This is a genomic window from Achromobacter dolens (assembly GCF_902859745.1).
Classification (GTDB): domain Bacteria; phylum Pseudomonadota; class Gammaproteobacteria; order Burkholderiales; family Burkholderiaceae_B; genus Achromobacter; species Achromobacter dolens.
On sequence record NZ_CADIJW010000041.1, the window covers coordinates 1 to 15702 of the forward strand.

The window sequence follows — 15702 nt, forward strand, 5'->3', positions numbered from 1 at the left end:
CGACAAGGTCAAGGTGGTCACGTCCGGCGCCGGCGCGGCCGCGCTGGCCTGCCTGGACCTGATGGTGGACCTGGGCCTGCCGCTGGAGAACATCTGGGTCACCGACATCGAAGGCGTGGTCTACGAAGGCCGCACCGTGCTGATGGACCCGGACAAGGCGCGCTTCACGCAGAAGACCGACGCCCGCAAGCTGGCTGAGGTGATCGAGGGCGCGGACGTGTTCCTGGGGCTGTCGGCCGGCGGCGTGCTCAAGCCCGAGATGGTCGCCAAGATGGGCCCGCGCCCGCTGATCCTGGCGCTGGCCAATCCCACGCCGGAAATCCTGCCGGAAGTGGCGCACGGCGTGCGCGACGACGTCGTCATGGCGACCGGCCGTTCGGACTACCCGAACCAGGTCAACAACGTGCTGTGCTTCCCGTACATCTTCCGCGGCGCGCTGGACGTGGGCGCCACCACCATCACGCGCGAGATGGAAAAGGCGGCGGTCTATGCCATCGCCGAACTGGCCGAGGAAGAGCAGAACGAAGTGGTGGCGGCCGCCTATGGCACCTACGACATCTCGTTCGGCCCCGAGTACCTGATTCCCAAGCCGTTCGATCCGCGCCTGATCGTGCGCATCGCGCCGGCGGTGGCCAAGGCCGCCATGGAAGGCGGCGTGGCCACGCGCCCGCTGGCCGACCTGGAAGCCTACGAAGAGCAGTTGCAGCAGTTCGTCTACCACTCCGGCGCCTTCATGAAGCCGCTGTTCTCGGCGGCCAAGCGCATCGTGCGCAACGGCGGCAAGTCGCGCATCGTCTTCACCGAGGGCGAGGACGAACGCGTGCTGCGCGCGGTGCAGGTCATCGTCGACGAAGGCGTCGCCCGACCAATCCTGGTGGGCCGTCCCGCCGTGCTGCTGTCGCGCATCGAGAAGTTCGGCCTGCGCCTGCGCCTGGGCGAGGATGTCGAAGTCACCAACCCGGAATACGACGAGCGCTTCCACCAGTACTGGACCACCTACTGGGAACTGATGTGCCGCCGCGGCATCACCAAGGAAATGGCGCGTGTGGAAATGCGCCGCCGCCTGACCCTGATCGGCGCGATGATGGTGCACCTGGGCGATGCCGACGGCATGGTCTGCGGCACGGTCGGCGCTTATCACGACCACCTGCGTTTCGTCGACGAAGTGATCGGCCGCCGCCCCGGCGCCAACGTCTACGCCGCCATGAACATCCTGCTGCTCAACGAGCGCACGGTGGTGCTGGTGGATACGCACGTCAACGATGAGCCGACGGCCGAGCAGATCGCCGAATTCACCATCGCCGCCGCCCGCGAAGTGGGCCGCATGTTCCTGGCGCCCAAGGTGGCGCTGCTGTCGCGCTCCAACTTCGGTTCGGGCAGCTCGGCCTCGGGCGCCAAGATGCGGCGCGCGCTGGAACTGGTGCGCGAAGCCGCGCCGGAACTGGAAATCGACGGCGAGATGCACGGCGACTGCGCGCTGGACGAGGCGCTGCGCCTGCGCATCCTGCCGTCCTCGACGCTCAAGGGCGAGGCCAACCTGCTGGTGTGCCCGAACGTGGACGCCGGCAACATCGCCTACAACCTGCTCAAGACGGCGGCCGGCGGCAACGTGGCGGTGGGCCCGATCCTGCTGGGCGCCAACGCGCCGGTGCACATCCTGACCTCCAGCTCGACCGTGCGCCGCATCATCAACATGACGGCCCTGACGGTGCTGGACGCCAACCGCGTCGAAAGCTGATCGCCACGCGGTCGCGCCCGACCGCATCGCAAAACGCCCGCTTCATCGCATGATGACGCGGGCGTTTTTTTACGGCGATCGGGCTCGGGATGGCGGGCTACGGGAGGGGGCGCGCCCGCCGAAGGCGTGGCGCGACGAAAGCGCTCTTGGCGCCGGCAAAGCCGGCCCCATGACTCAGTTGGCGCTGGCCTTCCAGGTGCCGTCGGGTTGCTTGCAGAACCAGAACTTCCAGGTTTCGGTGGTGCTGGTGCGCGCGAAATCGCCTTCCAGCAGGCGGCAGGTGCGCTCGCCCGCCGTGCTGGTCTGCAGCGGCGTGATCTTGGCCGTGATCGGCGCGGCCTTGCGCTTGGGAGTGCTGGACCAGTTCACGCTCTGGCCGTCGGCGGCGCTGTTCAGCGCTTGCGCCACCGCCTCGTGGAAAGCCGGCTTGTCGGCCTTGGAAATCTGGGTGATGAGGGCATTGTTCAGCATGACGGCGGGCGCCGCCAGGACCGGGCCGGCGGTGACGCCGGCGGCGAGTGCGAAAGCGATGAGACGGATGGTTTTCATTGCGGACTCCCTCGTTGTTGTCAGGGCCGCGCGGGCGGCCCATTGATGGTCAGGTCCGATGGTACGCGAAGCGTCGGCGTCTTGTCTCCATTCGTCCGCGGCCAGGGGGCGCGGCTTGCGCACACGCAAAAAAGGCCGCCCGGCAGGGGCGGCCAAGGTACAACAAGGGGAGGGGTAAATCGTCAGGCCGTGCTCAGTTGACGCGGTGGTAGGCGCCCGAGAACGGCAGGTCGTTGGGTTCGACGTTCGAGACCTGGCCGGCGGCCTTGGCGGTGGCCAGTTCGGCTTCCACCTGGGCGCGGGTCACGCCCGACTGGGGCGCGCCATACACGCCCTGGAACGGCATGTCGTTGGGTTCGACATTCGAGACCTGGCCGGCGGCCTTGGCGGCGGCCAGCTCGGCCTGCACCTGGGCGCGGGTCGGGCCTTCATACGGCGTGCCGTAGACGCCTTGGAAAGGCACGTTGTTCGGTTCGATGTTCTGCGAGGCGGAGGCGCCGGCGCTCAGGGCGGCCAGGGACATCAGCAAAGCGGTGGCAAGGGTCTTTTTCATGGTGAATCTCCGATTTCAGAAGCCAGGGAGCGAATCGGCGGCCTATCCGTCGTAGTTCGTTGTTGTTTCCCGATGGCTCCATAGTGCGCCGGATATCACTAGGGATAAACCCGTATATCGGTAAAAGATTTTTCCATAAATGGAAGAAATAAGTAATTTCGAGCAATTAGTCTCCATCAATGGCAACGATAGCCGGCGCAACCCCTCGCTGGGGCGCGGCGTGGAGCAGGGGGAATGGCACGGCCGTCGTGGCGATGCCACGAAGCCCGCAACAGGCGGCAGGCGACCCGGGCTGGCCGGGCGAGTTGTGGCGGGTGGTGGGGCAGACGGGAGCGAGCGGGCGCCCTGGAGCGGCCGGGGTCAGTAGTGCGGCGGCAGTTCGTCGCGCAGGCTGCGGAACGGCGCCGCGCCCTCGGGCGCCTGCTGGCGCAGGTCGGCCACTTCGCGTTGCAGGCGGTCGATCTGCTGCTGCTGGCGCACGATGATCTGGTTCAACTGTTCCAGCAGGTCGTCGGCGAAACTGGCCTTGACTTCCAGGTCCAGCAGCCGGCGTTCGATGTCTTGCGAGTTTTCCATGGCGCTATTAGAACCCATTCCCCGCGCGGGTTCCCTGGCCCGGACGTATCGACATTGAAGGCATCCTGTGCGAGGCTCGGGGCCATGGTCCTTCAGCGGGGTTTTCGATTGGCGAAGCAACGACGCCGGCCCGGCGGCCTGGCCAGCTCCTTCCTGCATGGCCTGCTCGGCATGGCGCCAGCCGTGACGGCGCTCGCCCAATCGCAGACGCCGCAGCAACTGGCGCCCGTAGCGGTAACCGGCACGCGGATCGGCACGCCGCCGTGGGAAACCGCGGCTTCGGTCGACATCGTGGAGGGCGCGGCGATGCGGCGCGGCCAGCCGGGCATCAACTTGTCCGAAGGCCTGGCGGGCGTGCCCGGCCTGCAGATCCAGAACCGCCAGAACTACGCGCAGGACCTGCAGATATCCAGCCGTGGCTTTGGCGCGCGTTCCACCTTCGGCGTGCGCGGCGTGCGGCTGTACGTGGACGGCATCCCGGCAACCATGCCGGACGGCCAGGGCCAGACCTCCAATATCGACATCGGCTCGCTCGATCGGGTGGAGGTGCTGCGCGGACCGTTCTCGGCGCTGTACGGCAACTCGTCCGGCGGGGTGATCCTGGCCTACACCGAAGACGGCGCCGTGCCCGCCGAAATCGGCGCCTCGGCCTGGGCCGGCCCCGACCGCACCTGGCGCTATGGGGCCAAGGCCTCGGGCACGTCCGGCGACATGGACTACGTGCTCGACCTGTCGCGCATGACAACCGACGGCTACCGCGACCACAGCGCCGCCCGCAAGAACCTGGGCAACGCCAAGCTGGGCGTGCAACTGGACGACGCCAGTCGCCTGACGATCGTGGCCAACAGCGTCGACCTGACGGCCCGGGATCCGCTCGGCCTGACGTACGCGCAGTTCCAGGACGCGCCGCGTAGCGCCGAGCTGGCGGCGCAGTACGACACCCGCAAGACCGTGCGCCAGACCCAGGGCGGGCTGGTCTACGAACGCCACGTCGACGGCGCCAACACGCTGCGCCTGATGCTGTACTACGGCCAGCGCGACACCACCCAGTTCCAGGCCATCCCGCCCGCGGCGCAGGCGGCGCCGACGCAGGCGGGCGGCGTGATCGACCTGCGCCGTCGCTATGGCGGGGCCGACCTGCGCTGGACCTCGGAACTGGGGCCGGCGGCGCGGCCGCTGACGCTGGTCGGCGGCTTCTCGTACGACACCCTGCGCGAGAACCGCCAGGGCTACCAGAACTACGTGGGGGACGGTGCCAGCCGCCAGCTTGGCGTGCGAGGCGCATTGCGGCGCGATGAAACCAACACGGTCTACAACGCCGACCCCTATCTGCAGGCGTCATGGCGCGCGGCGCCGCGCTGGACGCTGGATGCCGGCCTGCGCTACAGCACGGTGGCGTTCCGCTCGCGCGATCATTACCTCGCGCCGGGCAATGGCGATGACAGCGGCAGCGCGCGCTATCGCCGCGCGCTGCCGGTGGCCGCGGTGCGCTACCAGGCCGATCCGCGGACCTCGCTGTACGCCTCGTATGGGCGCGGCTTCGAGACCCCGACGCTCAACGAGCTGTCGTACCGGCCCGGAGGCCAGCCGGGCCTGAATTTCGCGCTGGCGCCAGCGCTCGGCGCCCACGTCGAGGTCGGCGCCAAGACCGATCTGGCGGGCGGCCAACTGACCGCGGCCGTGTTCCGCGTATCGACCGATGACGAGATCGTCGCGGCCGGCAGCACGGGCGGCCGCGCCACCTTCCGCAATGCCGGACGCACGCGCCGCGACGGCGTGGAACTGGGCTGGTCCAACCGCTTTGCCGGCCACTGGCGGGCGCAACTGGCCTACGCCTGGCTCGATGCCCGCTACCGCGACGATGGCGGCGGCGCCATCCGCGCCGGCAACCGGATTCCCGGCATTGCCGGGCAGTCGGCCTATGCCTCGCTGGCCTGGACGCCGCCGCAGGGCTGGCAGGCCGGCATCGAGGCCCGCTACCTGAGCCGCCTGTACGCCGACGACGCCAATGACGCGGCGGCTCCGGGCTATGTGGTGGCCGCGCTGTCCACCGGCTACGTCAAGCAGGTGGGGCCGTGGGCGTTGAGCGCCTACGCGCGGATCGACAACCTGTTCGACCGACGCTATGCCGGGTCGGTCATCGTCAACGAGAGCAATGGCCGCTACTACGAGCCGGCGCCGGGACGCGGCGTTGGCCTGGGGGTGGGGGCAACGTATCGCTTCTGACAGCCCGGACGCCGCGGGTCGGCCACGGGCGGGCATCGCCTGAAATGTCAGACCATGCCCGCATCGACGCCGCGACCGCCACAGATAGAATCCGTAGGTCATTTTGGATAGGCGGAGTCGAGAATCGTGCAATGGCAGCAGAGGGCCAGACGGGCGCTGGCGCGGGTATTGATGGCGATCGCGTTGATGCCGGCGTTCGCCTACGGCCAGGCTCACCCTGCCAACGGCTGCTTTTCGCCGGCAGGCGCCAACGCGGTCCGATTGGAAATTCCGCCGTCGGTCACGTTCGATCTGGACAGGCAGTTGATCAACGGCGAGTGGCTCTACCGAAGCCGCGTCTACGAATTCAACTATCGCTGCTACCGGAACCGACCCGGCATCAACCAGAGCCAGGTGGAGTTGCGGTCGCTAGGCGACTTCGCCATCATCAGGCAAGCGCTGCGAGACACTGGCGTCCGGCTGGACCTCATCATCAACGGCGACGTCAACAAATTCTGGAATCCCGACCCAATGATCCCGGGCGGCGCTGAAGGGTATGCATTCGGCGACCCATATGCCCAAGATACCGGCGAGCGGACCCTGACCGTCTCGATGCTGCTGATCGTGGACAGGCAGATCACCAGTCCGTTGCGCGTCTTCATGCCGTCGACCACCGCCTTCAAGCTGATCAACGATTCCTGGGGCGTCGCCGATCCGGGGATTTTCATCACGACTTCCGCGACGCGTTTCCAATATGTGCCGCGGTGCATTGGCGATCTTGCCGTGGATAGCGTCGTGCCCTTCGATACGGTGCTCAACACCGTCACCTACAACGGCAAGCTGCCGCAGTCCAAACCCTTCCAGGTGATCACGCGTGTCAACCCGGCATGCCCCAACCTGGGTTCATTGACCAGGCCCGCGGGCGCCAATCCAAACGACGTTTTCCATCTGCCTCTGGCGGTGTCTTTCGAGCCGCAGGGCGGCGAGCGCATGGATCCCATGCTGCAAACGATTTACCTGAAAAATACCGACGGCAAGGAAAACGGGTTGAAGCTGCGTATCACCAATGCCGCCGGCAGTAATGTTCAGTTTGGCACGCTGTTCGTCGATCGGCTGGGCATGCCTATTTCCCTGTCGGTGAACAACATCGCCGCGCCGCTGATGAATACGACGTCGGTCGCGCAGGGGTACACCGCGCACCTGGAGCGCGAACCCACGATCGGACTGGTGACCGGCAAATACAACACCCAGGTCCTGGTCAAGGCAACCTGGTACTGACCTGGCTGGCCTTGGGCCGGCGGGTGTCGGCGCCTTAGCGCTGCCCACCCGTGCCATAGCAGAGGCCGTGGTCTTCGCAATGGGCGCACCCGGGCGCGGCCTGCGCCGGCAGCCCGGCATGCGCGAAGGCGGAGTACGCCAGGAATTTCTTCCAACGCAGGTTGCCGGTGTTGCGCGCCACCAATCCCGGGTAATGCCGCGTCAGCAACGCGGTGACGTCGTCGCGGCCGCTCAGGCCCAAGTCGCGCCACAGGTGGTCCGGCCGCAGGCAGGCGTGCGCCAGCACGCTGGTGACCCAGGGTGTGGTCGCGGCCGGTCCGCTGCAGGCGTCGAGCAGCACACGCAGCAGGCGGGTGAAATCCGATTGGGGGCTGGCCAGGCCGCGCGCCGCGTACGCGAGCAATTGCGCTCGCAGGGCGGCAAGCGCCGCGCCCGAGCCAGCCTGCGCGCCGGGAAACAGGCTGGCCAGCACCTCGGCCAATGCGGCGGGAGGCAGGCCGGTACGGGCCAGGTCGCGGTGAGCCAGGCTCTTGCCGATCACCGTGGCGAAAAAGCGCGCATCGGGCTCATCGGGCGGCGCATGCACCAACAGCGTACAGGCCAGGGCATCGATATCCCGGGAGGTGGGGGCGGCGATCAGGATGGCATCCATGGGCGGTTCGCGGCGGTGATTGGGGGGGCTTCGCTATAAGCTTGAATATATAACGAGCGCCAGAAGGCCGGCCTGCGCGGCATCAACCCTGCGGGGAAGCGGGACGGGCCGCTGCGCGGAAAGCGGGCGGTGGCGCCGCGCGGCCATGCCGGAGAAGGCAGCGCCGCGTTTCGCCATGGACCGCGGCCGCGGCAGGGCGCAAAAAAAGCCGTCCCGATAGCGTGACGGCCTTCCAAAAAAAACAGGCGCCTCGCGGCGCCTGTCTGTCGTCATTGGATGACGGGTCTTACATGGCGTGGCCCATGTTGACGTTCATGTTGTACAGCACCCAGGCCGAACCCCCGACGATGATGGCGATGATCATCACGGTGAAGACGAACGTGGCCAGGTTGTCGCGGGCCGATTTCGATGCGCCCATGTGCAGGAAGTACACCAGTTGCACCAGCAACTGGAGCACGCACAGCGCCACCACGCCGATGATGGTGATGGTGTGGGACAACGCGCCGCTCATCACCAGGCCGAACGAGCCGAAGGTGAGCAGGAGCGAGAGCACGAAACCGATGATGTAGGACTTCAGGCTGCCGTGGTCGGCGGCGTGATCGTCGTGGCCGTGTGCGGCCGCAGCGGAGTGCGACATCAGAGGGCTCCCAGAAGATAGACGAAGGTGAAGACGCAGATCCAGACGATGTCCAGGAAGTGCCAGAACAGGCTCAGGCACGCCAGGCGACGCTTGTTGATCGAGTCCAGGCCATGGCGGCGGATCATGTCGATCATGACGACGATCCAGATCAGGCCGAACGTCACGTGCAGGCCGTGCGTGCCGATCAGCGTGAAGAACGCCGACAGGTAGGCGCTGCGGCCGGGGCCCGCGCCTTCGGTGATCAGGTGATGGAATTCATAGACTTCCATCGCGATGAAGCCCGCGCCGAACAGGAACGTGACCATCAACCAGCCGATTGCGCGGCTCTTGTTGTTGGCGTGGACGTTCAGGTTGGCCATGCCGAAAGTGAAGCTCGAGAACAGCAGCAGCAGGGTTTCGACCAGGACGAACTTCAGGTCGAACAGTTCCTTGCCGGTGGGGCCGCCCGCGGTGGCGTTGGCCAGCACCGCGAACGTCGCGAACAGCACCGAAAAGATCAGCAAGTCGCTCATGAGGTAGACCCAGAAACCGAAAACGGTCTTGGATCCATCGTCATGGTGCGCGTGATCGTCGTGACCCGCGTGGGGGTGAGTGGCTACGGCTTGAATCATGGCTCAGGCGGCCTTCTGCATTTTTTCAAAGTGGGCGTTTTCGATGCGTTCGACTTCCGCGGCCGGGACCCAGTAGTCGACGTCGCGGTCATAGGCGCGGACGATGAACGAACCGATCATGCCGACGAAACCGACGATCGACAGCCACCAGATGTGCCAGATCAGGGCAAAGCACATGACCAGGCCGAACGCGCCGATGAAGACGCCGGCGGCGGTGTTCTTCGGCATGTGGATGTCTTCGTACTTGGCCGGGCGCTTGTAGGCCTTGCCGTTCTGCTTGTCTTCCCAGAACTGGTCCAGTTCATCGACGTGAGGAACGTGGGCGAAGTTGTAGAAAGGCGCGGGCGACGAGATCGACCATTCCAGGGTGCGGCCATCCCAGGGATCGCCGGTGATGTCCTGGTTCTGCTTGCGCTGGCGCACGGACACGAACACTTGCTGCAGCAGGAACCAGATGCCCAGCATGATCAGCGCGGCGCCGGCCAGGGCGACCAGCAGGTACGGCTGCCATTCGGGGTTGTCGTAGTGGTTCAGGCGACGCGTCATGCCCTTGAAGCCCAGGATGTACAGGGGCATGAAGGCCAGGAAGAAGCCGACGAACCAGCAGTAGAACGAGTAGCGGCCCAGGCGTTCGTTCAGCTTGAAGCCGAAGGCCTTGGGGAACCAGTAGGTCATGCCGGCGATGCAACCGAACACCACGCCACCGATGATGGTGTTGTGGAAGTGGGCGATCAGGAACAGGCTGTTGTGCAGCACGAACGACACGCCGGGGATGGCCAGCATCACGCCGGTCATGCCGCCGATGACGAACACCAGCATGAAGCCCAGCGTCCACAGCACCGGCGTGGTGATGCGCAGGCGGCCGCGGTAGATGGTGAACAGCCAGTTGAAGATCTTCGCGCCCGTCGGGATCGAGATGATCATCGTGGCGATGCCGAAGAACGCGTTGACGTTGGCCCCCGCGCCCATGGTGAAGAAGTGGTGCAGCCAGACCAGGAACGACAGCACGCCGATGGCGGCCGTGGCGTAGACCATGGACTTGTAGCCGAACAGGGTCTTGCGGGCGAACGTGGCGACCACTTCGGAGTACACGCCGAAGGCCGGCAGCACCAGGATGTAGACCTCGGGGTGGCCCCAGATCCAGATCAGGTTCACGTACATCATGACGTTGCCGCCCATGTCGTTCGTGAAGAAGTGCGTGCCCAGGTAGCGGTCCATCGTCAGCAGCGCCAGCGTGGCGGCCAGCACCGGGAAGGCGGCCACGATCAGGACGTTGGTGACCAGCGAGGTCCAGGTGAAGATCGGCATCTTCATCAGGGTCATGCCCGGCGCGCGCATGCGCAGGATGGTGACGATGAAGTTGATGCCGCTGAGTGTTGTTCCCAACCCGGAGATCTGCAGCGCCCAGATGTAGTAGTCCACCCCGACACTTGGGCTGTAGTCGAGCCCGGACAGCGGCGGATAGGCGAGCCAGCCGGTCGCGGCGAATTCACCGACGAACAGCGAGATCATCATCAGCGCGACGCCGGCGCCGAACAGCCAGAAGCTCAGCGAGTTCAGGAACGGGTAGGCCACGTCGCGGGCGCCGATCTGCAGCGGCACCACGATGTTCATCAGCCCGGTGATGAAGGGCATCGCCATGAAGAAAATCATGATGACGCCGTGGGCGGTGAAGATCTGGTCGTAGTGGTGCGGCGGCAGGAAGCCGGCGGAGTCGGCCGAGGCGACGGCCAACTGGGTACGCATCATGATGGCGTCGGCGAAGCCGCGCAGCAGCATGATCAGCGCGACGATGATGTACATCACGCCGATGCGCTTGTGGTCGACGGAGGTGAGCCATTCCGTCCAGAGGTACTTCCACTTGCGGAAGTAGGTGATGGCGCCGAAGACCGCTAGGCCTCCCAGGCACACGGCGGCCAGCGTGACCATGACGATGGGTTCATGGTACGGAATGGCCTCGAGGGTGAGTTTCCCGAGCATTATTGAGTCAATCCTGCGACAAGATTATTCGACGTGGGGGTGCACGTGGCGTCGTCGACGCCGGCCATCTTGGACATGGTGCTGCCCAGGATGTAGTCGAACATGGACGGCGGCACCGAGGCGTACTTGGCGACCGGGTTGTGTTCGCTGCGCTTGGTCAGTTCCTGGTACACCGCCGGAGTCAGCGCGGTGCCGGAAGCCTTGGCTTCCTTGACCCAGTTGTCGAAGCCTTCCTGCGACGTGGCGATGGCCTTGAAGCGCATGCCGGAGAAGCCGGCGCCGCTGTAGTTGGCCGAGATGCCGGCGTAGGTGCCGGGCTCGCGCGCGTTCAGGTGCAGCTTGGTCTCCATGCCCGCCATCGAGTAGATCTGGCTGCCCAACTGGGGGATGAAGAACGAGTTCATGACCGAGGCCGAGGTGATCCGGAAATTGACCGGGACGTCGACCGGGAACGCGATCTCGTTGACCGTGGCGATGTCGTACTCGGGGTAAATGAACAGCCACTTCCAATCCAGCGACACCACCTCGATGGTGACCGGCTTGTGCTCGGAGACGAGCGGCTTGTAGGGATCGAGCGCGTGCGTGGAGCGCCAGGTGATCACGGCGAGGATCGCCACGATGATACATGGCACGGTCCAGACCACGACTTCGATCGCCGTGGAGTGGGCCCACTTGGGCTGGTAGTCGGCTTTGGTATTGGATGCGCGGTATTTCCAGGCAAACGTCAGGATCATGATGATGACCGGGATCACCACCAGGAGCATCAGACCGGTTGCCGTGAACAGCAGGGTCTTTTCCTGAGCGCCAATGTCTCCCTTGGGGGAGAGGATTTCCATGTTGCAGCCGCCAAGCAGCATGACCGCGCCGACGCCAAAAATGCGCGTAAGGGTCGCAAGGAGGGGGTGTTTCACGTACAGCCTTGGATGGAAGGTGGGAAATGCTGCGGAGCAGCAGACTGGAATGCTGCTAGGCAGCAACGTCCATCCTATCGGTTTGACCTGGGTCAAGCGTGCGACGAATGGTCGCATTGCCCAGCCGGCTTTTGCCCCCAAGGCCCCTGCTTAAGGGTTTTCCCAGGCGGGAGAGGGCTTCGCGGGGCAGGTGGGGGTGCGACGATATGTCGCACCTGCACAAAGCAGGATTGTTGCGATGTGTCGTATCCGCGCCAATCAGTCGACCAGGACCTCGCGTTCCGGCCCCGGTTTCTTGGCCAACTTGCGCTGCAGGGAGCGCCGGTGCATGCCCAGCAGGCGGGCGGCGGCCGAGACGTTGCCGCCGGTCTCGTGCAGGGCCTGGTGGATGTGCTCCCATTCTAGGCGGTGCAACGGCGTCATGGTGCTTTCGATGGTAACGGTTTCCGGCTTCACCAGGCCCAGCGTGCGCAGGATCATCGGCGCGGTGGCCGGCTTGGGCAGGTAATCGTCGGCGCCGCGCTTGATGGCCTCGACCGCGGTGGCCACGCTGGCGTAGCCGGTGACCAGCAGGATGCGCATGTCGGCGCGCAGGGCTCGAAGGGGACGGATCAGGGTCAGCCCGGAATCCTCGCCCAGGCGCAGATCGACCAGCGCGAAGGCGGGGCGGATCTCTTCGGCCACGCGCAGCGCCTCGGCGATGCCGGTGGCGGTTCGGGTTTCCAGGCCGCGGCGCGACAGGCTGCGCTGCAGGGTGCGCACGTAGAGCTCGTCGTCGTCGATCAGCAGGCCAAGATCGGTGGGATTCAACATATCAGGTCCCGGGAGTGCCGAGAGGCAAATAAAAACGGATGCGGGTGCCGCCGCCATCGGCGGCGGTCATGGTCATTTCGCCGCCCAACTGCTCGACGGTGGCGTGCGACAGGGCCAGGCCGACGCCCAGGCCGCCCGGCTTGCCACTGTTGAACAGGCTGGTGGCCGGCAGCAGCGTGTGGTCGGGGTCGAAGCCGCCGCCATAGTCGCGCACTTCGCCGCGCAGGGCGCCATAACCGTATTCCAGGTGCAGGTCCACGCGCGGCTCGTTGGCGGCTTCGCCGGCATCGGCCGCGTTGTTCAGCAGGGCCTGCAGCAGGTGGGCGATGGCCGGATCGACCCGCAGGCTGGCGGGCAGCGTGCCCGACCGGCGCAGGTCGATGGTCGGCCGGATCAGGCGCCATTGGCCCACCACGCGCACCAGGTCCACGGCGGTTGGGACCGCCAGATTGCGAATCCGTTCCCGGCACAGGGCCAGCAGTTGGCTGAGCGTGGCGACGTCCTGCTTGAGGTCGGGCTCCTTGACCTCGGCGGCGATCTCGTCGGCCAGCAGGGTCATGGTGGCCAGCGGGGTGTTCAGTTCGTGCGCCATGGCGGCGGCGTGGGTGGCCAGGGCGACGATGCCCTCGTTGCGGGTGAAGCGCTCGCGCAGCCGCGCCAGTTCGCGCTCGCGCGCCCGCAGGTCGGCCGCCAGGCGGGTGGTGAACACCAGCACCACCACCACGGAAATCAGGAAGTTGGCGGCCAGGCCCCATAGCAGCAGGGTGTGGGTGTTGAGGTCGCCGCGCAGCGGCTGGCCGAAGATGGCGGCGGCGAAATAACCGGAGATGCCCGCCAGCGCCGCCGCCAGCGCCCAGTTGCGCGGCAGCGCCAGGGCCGCCAGGGCGGTGAGGATCAGGAACATCATGCCGAACGGATTGCTCAGGCCGCCGCTCCAGCCCACCATCCAGGCCAGCACCGCCATGTCCACCAGCAGGTGGCCGAAGGCGGTGGCGTGGGACAGGTCGCGGCTGTGGCGCAGCCGCAGGCTGGCGTAGACGTTGAAGCCGATCAGCACGCCCACGCCGATCCACAGCGGCTCCAGCGGCAGGGCCAGGCCGAGCACGGCGCTGGCCACCAGGATGGTGGCGGCCTGGCCCGCGATGGCGAGCCAGCGCAGGCTGCAGAGGGTACGCAGGAAGGAAAAGGCGGAACTACCGGGTATATCCAGACACAGGGTTGCCGGTCTATCGCCGGCGGATCAGGCGCCCGGCTGCGCGGAACGCTGGCATCCGGGGCGGCGTGGGGCGCCGCGCTGCCGCCGGGCCCCGCGAGGCCGCCGGCGGCGGATGTGTGCTGGCATTGTATGAGGAATCAGGACGGGCCGCAGATTGCGGTGTGTCCCTTTTATTGAATGGCGGACGCACCGCTATGCGCCATCGGCGCCGGCGGATAGCTTTCCTGGTCGGATGCCATCTGCCCTTGCATCTCGGCGGTCTGGAGCTCCTGTTCGACCTGGGCGCGGCTTTCCCCCGGGCCGTTGGAGGCGATGGCGGGCGGGTAGTCTTCCTGGCCGAAGGTGTACTGGCCGTCGGCCTTGGACTGGGCGAGTTCGGCGCTCACCTGGTCGGCGGTCTTGGCGGCGGGGGCGGGGTAGCTGACGCGCCAGTCGCCGTAGAGGTCGCGCTTGTATTGCGCGGCGGGAGCCACGGCCTGGGCGGGTTGGGCTTGCACGGCTGCGGAGGCGGCGAGGCCGGCGCAGAGCAACAAAGTAGCTGTCAAGGTCTTCATGAAACGCTCCTGGCAATCAAAGCAAACGGCCTGGGGGCAGGCCGCGCCGTCGTCCCCGGTGCGGCATGGGGGCGATTTCCTGGGATGCGGCGGATGCGTGGAGAAACGGCGCACCCGGTGTTCTTGATTCGACCGGGTGGCCGTCCTGGCGTTGCAGAAAACGCGGCTTGCGGGGCAAACAGCTATTTCAAGCTTGAAATACAGGTGTCAATGCGCTTGCAATGACGCGGTCCCTGTTAATCAGTGCCCATGCTTGGCGGCCGGGGCCGCGCCGCCCGCCAGCGGACGCGCCGTGGCCGTCACCGGCACGCGGCGCTGCTGGCCGTTGGCGTCTTGCACCAGCAGCGTCAGCGCCACCGGGTCGCCCGCCGACACCTGCCTGGCCAGGTCGATCAGCATGACGTGGTAGCCGCCGGGCTTGAGTTCCACCGGCTGGCCGGCGGGCAGGTCGAGGACGGGGATCTGGCGCATTTTCATGACGTTGTCCTGCATCGCCATTTCGTGCACCTCGACGTGCTTGGCGGCGTCGGACTCGACGCCGACCAGGCGCGCCGGGACGGACGAGGTCAGGCGCATGAAGACGCCGGTGGCGTGCTGGCTGGGCACGGTGGCGCGGACCCAGGCGTCCTCCACCTTGAGGGTGGCGTCCTGCGCCAGGGCGGGGGCCTGGAGCAGGGTCAGGGCGCCCAGCGCGAAGGCGGCGGCGAGGGATTTGAAGGCGGTCATTTTCATGGGAGTTCCTTTGATCGGGGGGCGGGCGGTTCAGATCACCGTGCGCAGGTCGGCGGCGCATTCCTCGGCGCTCTGCTGGTGGCGCAGGGCCACGCGCAGCTTGCCCTCGGCGTCGATGACGTAGGTCAGCGCGGTGTGGTCCATGGTGTAGGACGAGCCGGTCGGGACCTTCTGGTAGAACACCTTGAATGATTGCGCGGCGGCGCGGGTCTGCTCGGCATCGCCACGCAGGCCGACGAACGCGGGGTCGAAGGCCTGCATATAGGCCTGCAGGATATCCGGGGTGTCGCGCTCGGGGTCGACGGTGATGAACAGCACCTGCACTTTCTTGGCGTCGGCGCCCAGCAGGTTCTTGATCTCCAGCGCGCGGGTCAGCGCGGTGGGGCAGATGTCCGGGCATTGGGTGAAGCCGAAGAACAGCATCACGGTCTTGCCGCGGTAGTCGGCGAGCTGGCGCTGCCTGCCCTCGGTGTCCCGGAGCTGGAAATCGCCGGTGGGCATGCTGGTCAGATCCATGCCGTTGAGCTTGGGGGCGTCTGGGCCGCAGCCGGCCAGCGGCAGCAGCGCCAGGGCCGAGAGCAGTCTGCGCCGGTGGCGGTCGGGCGCCGGCGCGGCGCCCACGGGGGCGCGCGAAAGGGGGGAGTGCATGAAAGCCTCGTCGGTTGACGGTTCGCAAGGGCGCGGCGGGGCCGCG

At 66.6% G+C, this 15702-nt stretch carries 16 protein-coding genes; 3 read left to right on the forward strand and 13 right to left on the reverse strand.

From position 1 onward, the window contains the following. A partial coding sequence (locus tag HV783_RS22330) for an NADP-dependent malic enzyme (RefSeq protein ID WP_175189877.1) occupies positions 1-1738 on the forward strand: 1738 nt, incomplete at its 5' end. A gap of 174 nt (positions 1739-1912) precedes the next feature. Here the strand turns inward: HV783_RS22330 and HV783_RS22335 are convergent. From HV783_RS22335 to HV783_RS22345, 3 genes are all read right to left on the reverse strand, one after another. Beyond that, a complete protein-coding gene (locus HV783_RS22335; RefSeq protein WP_064524811.1) occupies positions 1913-2287 on the reverse strand; it encodes a hypothetical protein in 375 nt (124 codons plus the stop codon). A 193-nt stretch (positions 2288-2480) separates the two neighbouring features. After that, positions 2481-2840, reverse strand: a complete 360-nt coding sequence (locus HV783_RS22340) for a DUF4148 domain-containing protein (RefSeq protein WP_054500905.1) — start codon at positions 2838-2840, stop codon at positions 2481-2483. 360 nt (positions 2841-3200) lie between these two features. Further along, on the reverse strand, positions 3201-3416 hold the full coding sequence (locus tag HV783_RS22345) for a SlyX family protein (RefSeq protein WP_006391018.1): 216 nt from the start codon (positions 3414-3416) through the stop codon (positions 3201-3203). Positions 3417-3587: 171 nt separating this feature from the next. Between HV783_RS22345 and HV783_RS22350 the strand changes: the two genes are divergently transcribed. Then, entirely contained in the window at positions 3588-5642 is a 2055-nt protein-coding gene (locus HV783_RS22350) for a TonB-dependent receptor domain-containing protein (protein ID WP_254603998.1), read from the forward strand. A gap of 126 nt (positions 5643-5768) precedes the next feature. Then, positions 5769-6899, forward strand: coding sequence for a hypothetical protein (locus tag HV783_RS22355; protein ID WP_144655393.1), 1131 nt, complete (start codon positions 5769-5771; stop codon positions 6897-6899). 34 nt (positions 6900-6933) lie between these two features. Here the strand turns inward: HV783_RS22355 and HV783_RS22360 are convergent, their stop codons facing one another. The 10 genes from HV783_RS22360 to HV783_RS22405 all read right to left on the reverse strand — a co-directional run bounded on the left by HV783_RS22360 (position 6934) and on the right by HV783_RS22405 (position 15656). Continuing rightward, the gene (locus tag HV783_RS22360) at positions 6934-7551 is read right to left on the reverse strand and encodes a nitrogen fixation protein NifQ (RefSeq protein ID WP_175189879.1); all 618 of its coding nucleotides are present in this window, start codon (positions 7549-7551) and stop codon (positions 6934-6936) included. A 286-nt stretch (positions 7552-7837) separates the two neighbouring features. Beyond that, positions 7838-8188 (reverse strand): cytochrome o ubiquinol oxidase subunit IV, encoded by a 351-nt coding sequence (gene cyoD / locus HV783_RS22365; protein ID WP_006387442.1) that lies wholly within the window; start codon positions 8186-8188, stop codon positions 7838-7840. Continuing rightward, the gene (gene cyoC, locus HV783_RS22370; protein WP_006387443.1) at positions 8188-8802 is read right to left on the reverse strand and encodes a cytochrome o ubiquinol oxidase subunit III; all 615 of its coding nucleotides are present in this window, start codon (positions 8800-8802) and stop codon (positions 8188-8190) included. Before cyoC ends, cyoD begins: the two co-directional genes overlap by 1 nt. A 3-nt stretch (positions 8803-8805) precedes the next feature. Then, positions 8806-10782, reverse strand: coding sequence for a cytochrome o ubiquinol oxidase subunit I (gene cyoB / locus HV783_RS22375; RefSeq protein ID WP_020926575.1), 1977 nt, complete (start codon positions 10780-10782; stop codon positions 8806-8808). Then, on the reverse strand, positions 10782-11693 hold the full coding sequence (gene cyoA, locus HV783_RS22380; RefSeq protein ID WP_026384598.1) for a ubiquinol oxidase subunit II: 912 nt from the start codon (positions 11691-11693) through the stop codon (positions 10782-10784). The genes cyoB and cyoA overlap by 1 nt, the downstream gene beginning before the upstream one ends. A gap of 258 nt (positions 11694-11951) precedes the next feature. Beyond that, on the reverse strand, positions 11952-12506 hold the full coding sequence (locus HV783_RS22385; RefSeq protein WP_372363313.1) for a response regulator transcription factor: 555 nt from the start codon (positions 12504-12506) through the stop codon (positions 11952-11954). 1 nt (position 12507) lies between these two features. Beyond that, positions 12508-13710 carry an ATP-binding protein gene (locus tag HV783_RS22390; protein ID WP_049075761.1) on the reverse strand — a complete coding sequence of 401 codons (1203 nt, stop codon included), beginning with the start codon at positions 13708-13710 and terminating at the stop codon, positions 12508-12510. 182 nt (positions 13711-13892) lie between these two features. Next, entirely contained in the window at positions 13893-14276 is a 384-nt protein-coding gene (locus HV783_RS22395; RefSeq protein ID WP_054500909.1) for a DUF4148 domain-containing protein, read from the reverse strand. 240 nt (positions 14277-14516) lie between these two features. Then, positions 14517-15008, reverse strand: coding sequence for a copper chaperone PCu(A)C (locus HV783_RS22400; RefSeq protein ID WP_175189880.1), 492 nt, complete (start codon positions 15006-15008; stop codon positions 14517-14519). Between the two features lie 30 nt (positions 15009-15038). Further along, complete coding sequence (locus tag HV783_RS22405; protein ID WP_175189881.1) at positions 15039-15656, reverse strand: SCO family protein; 618 nt, start codon at positions 15654-15656, stop codon at positions 15039-15041. Positions 15657-15702: the final 46 nt, after the last annotated feature.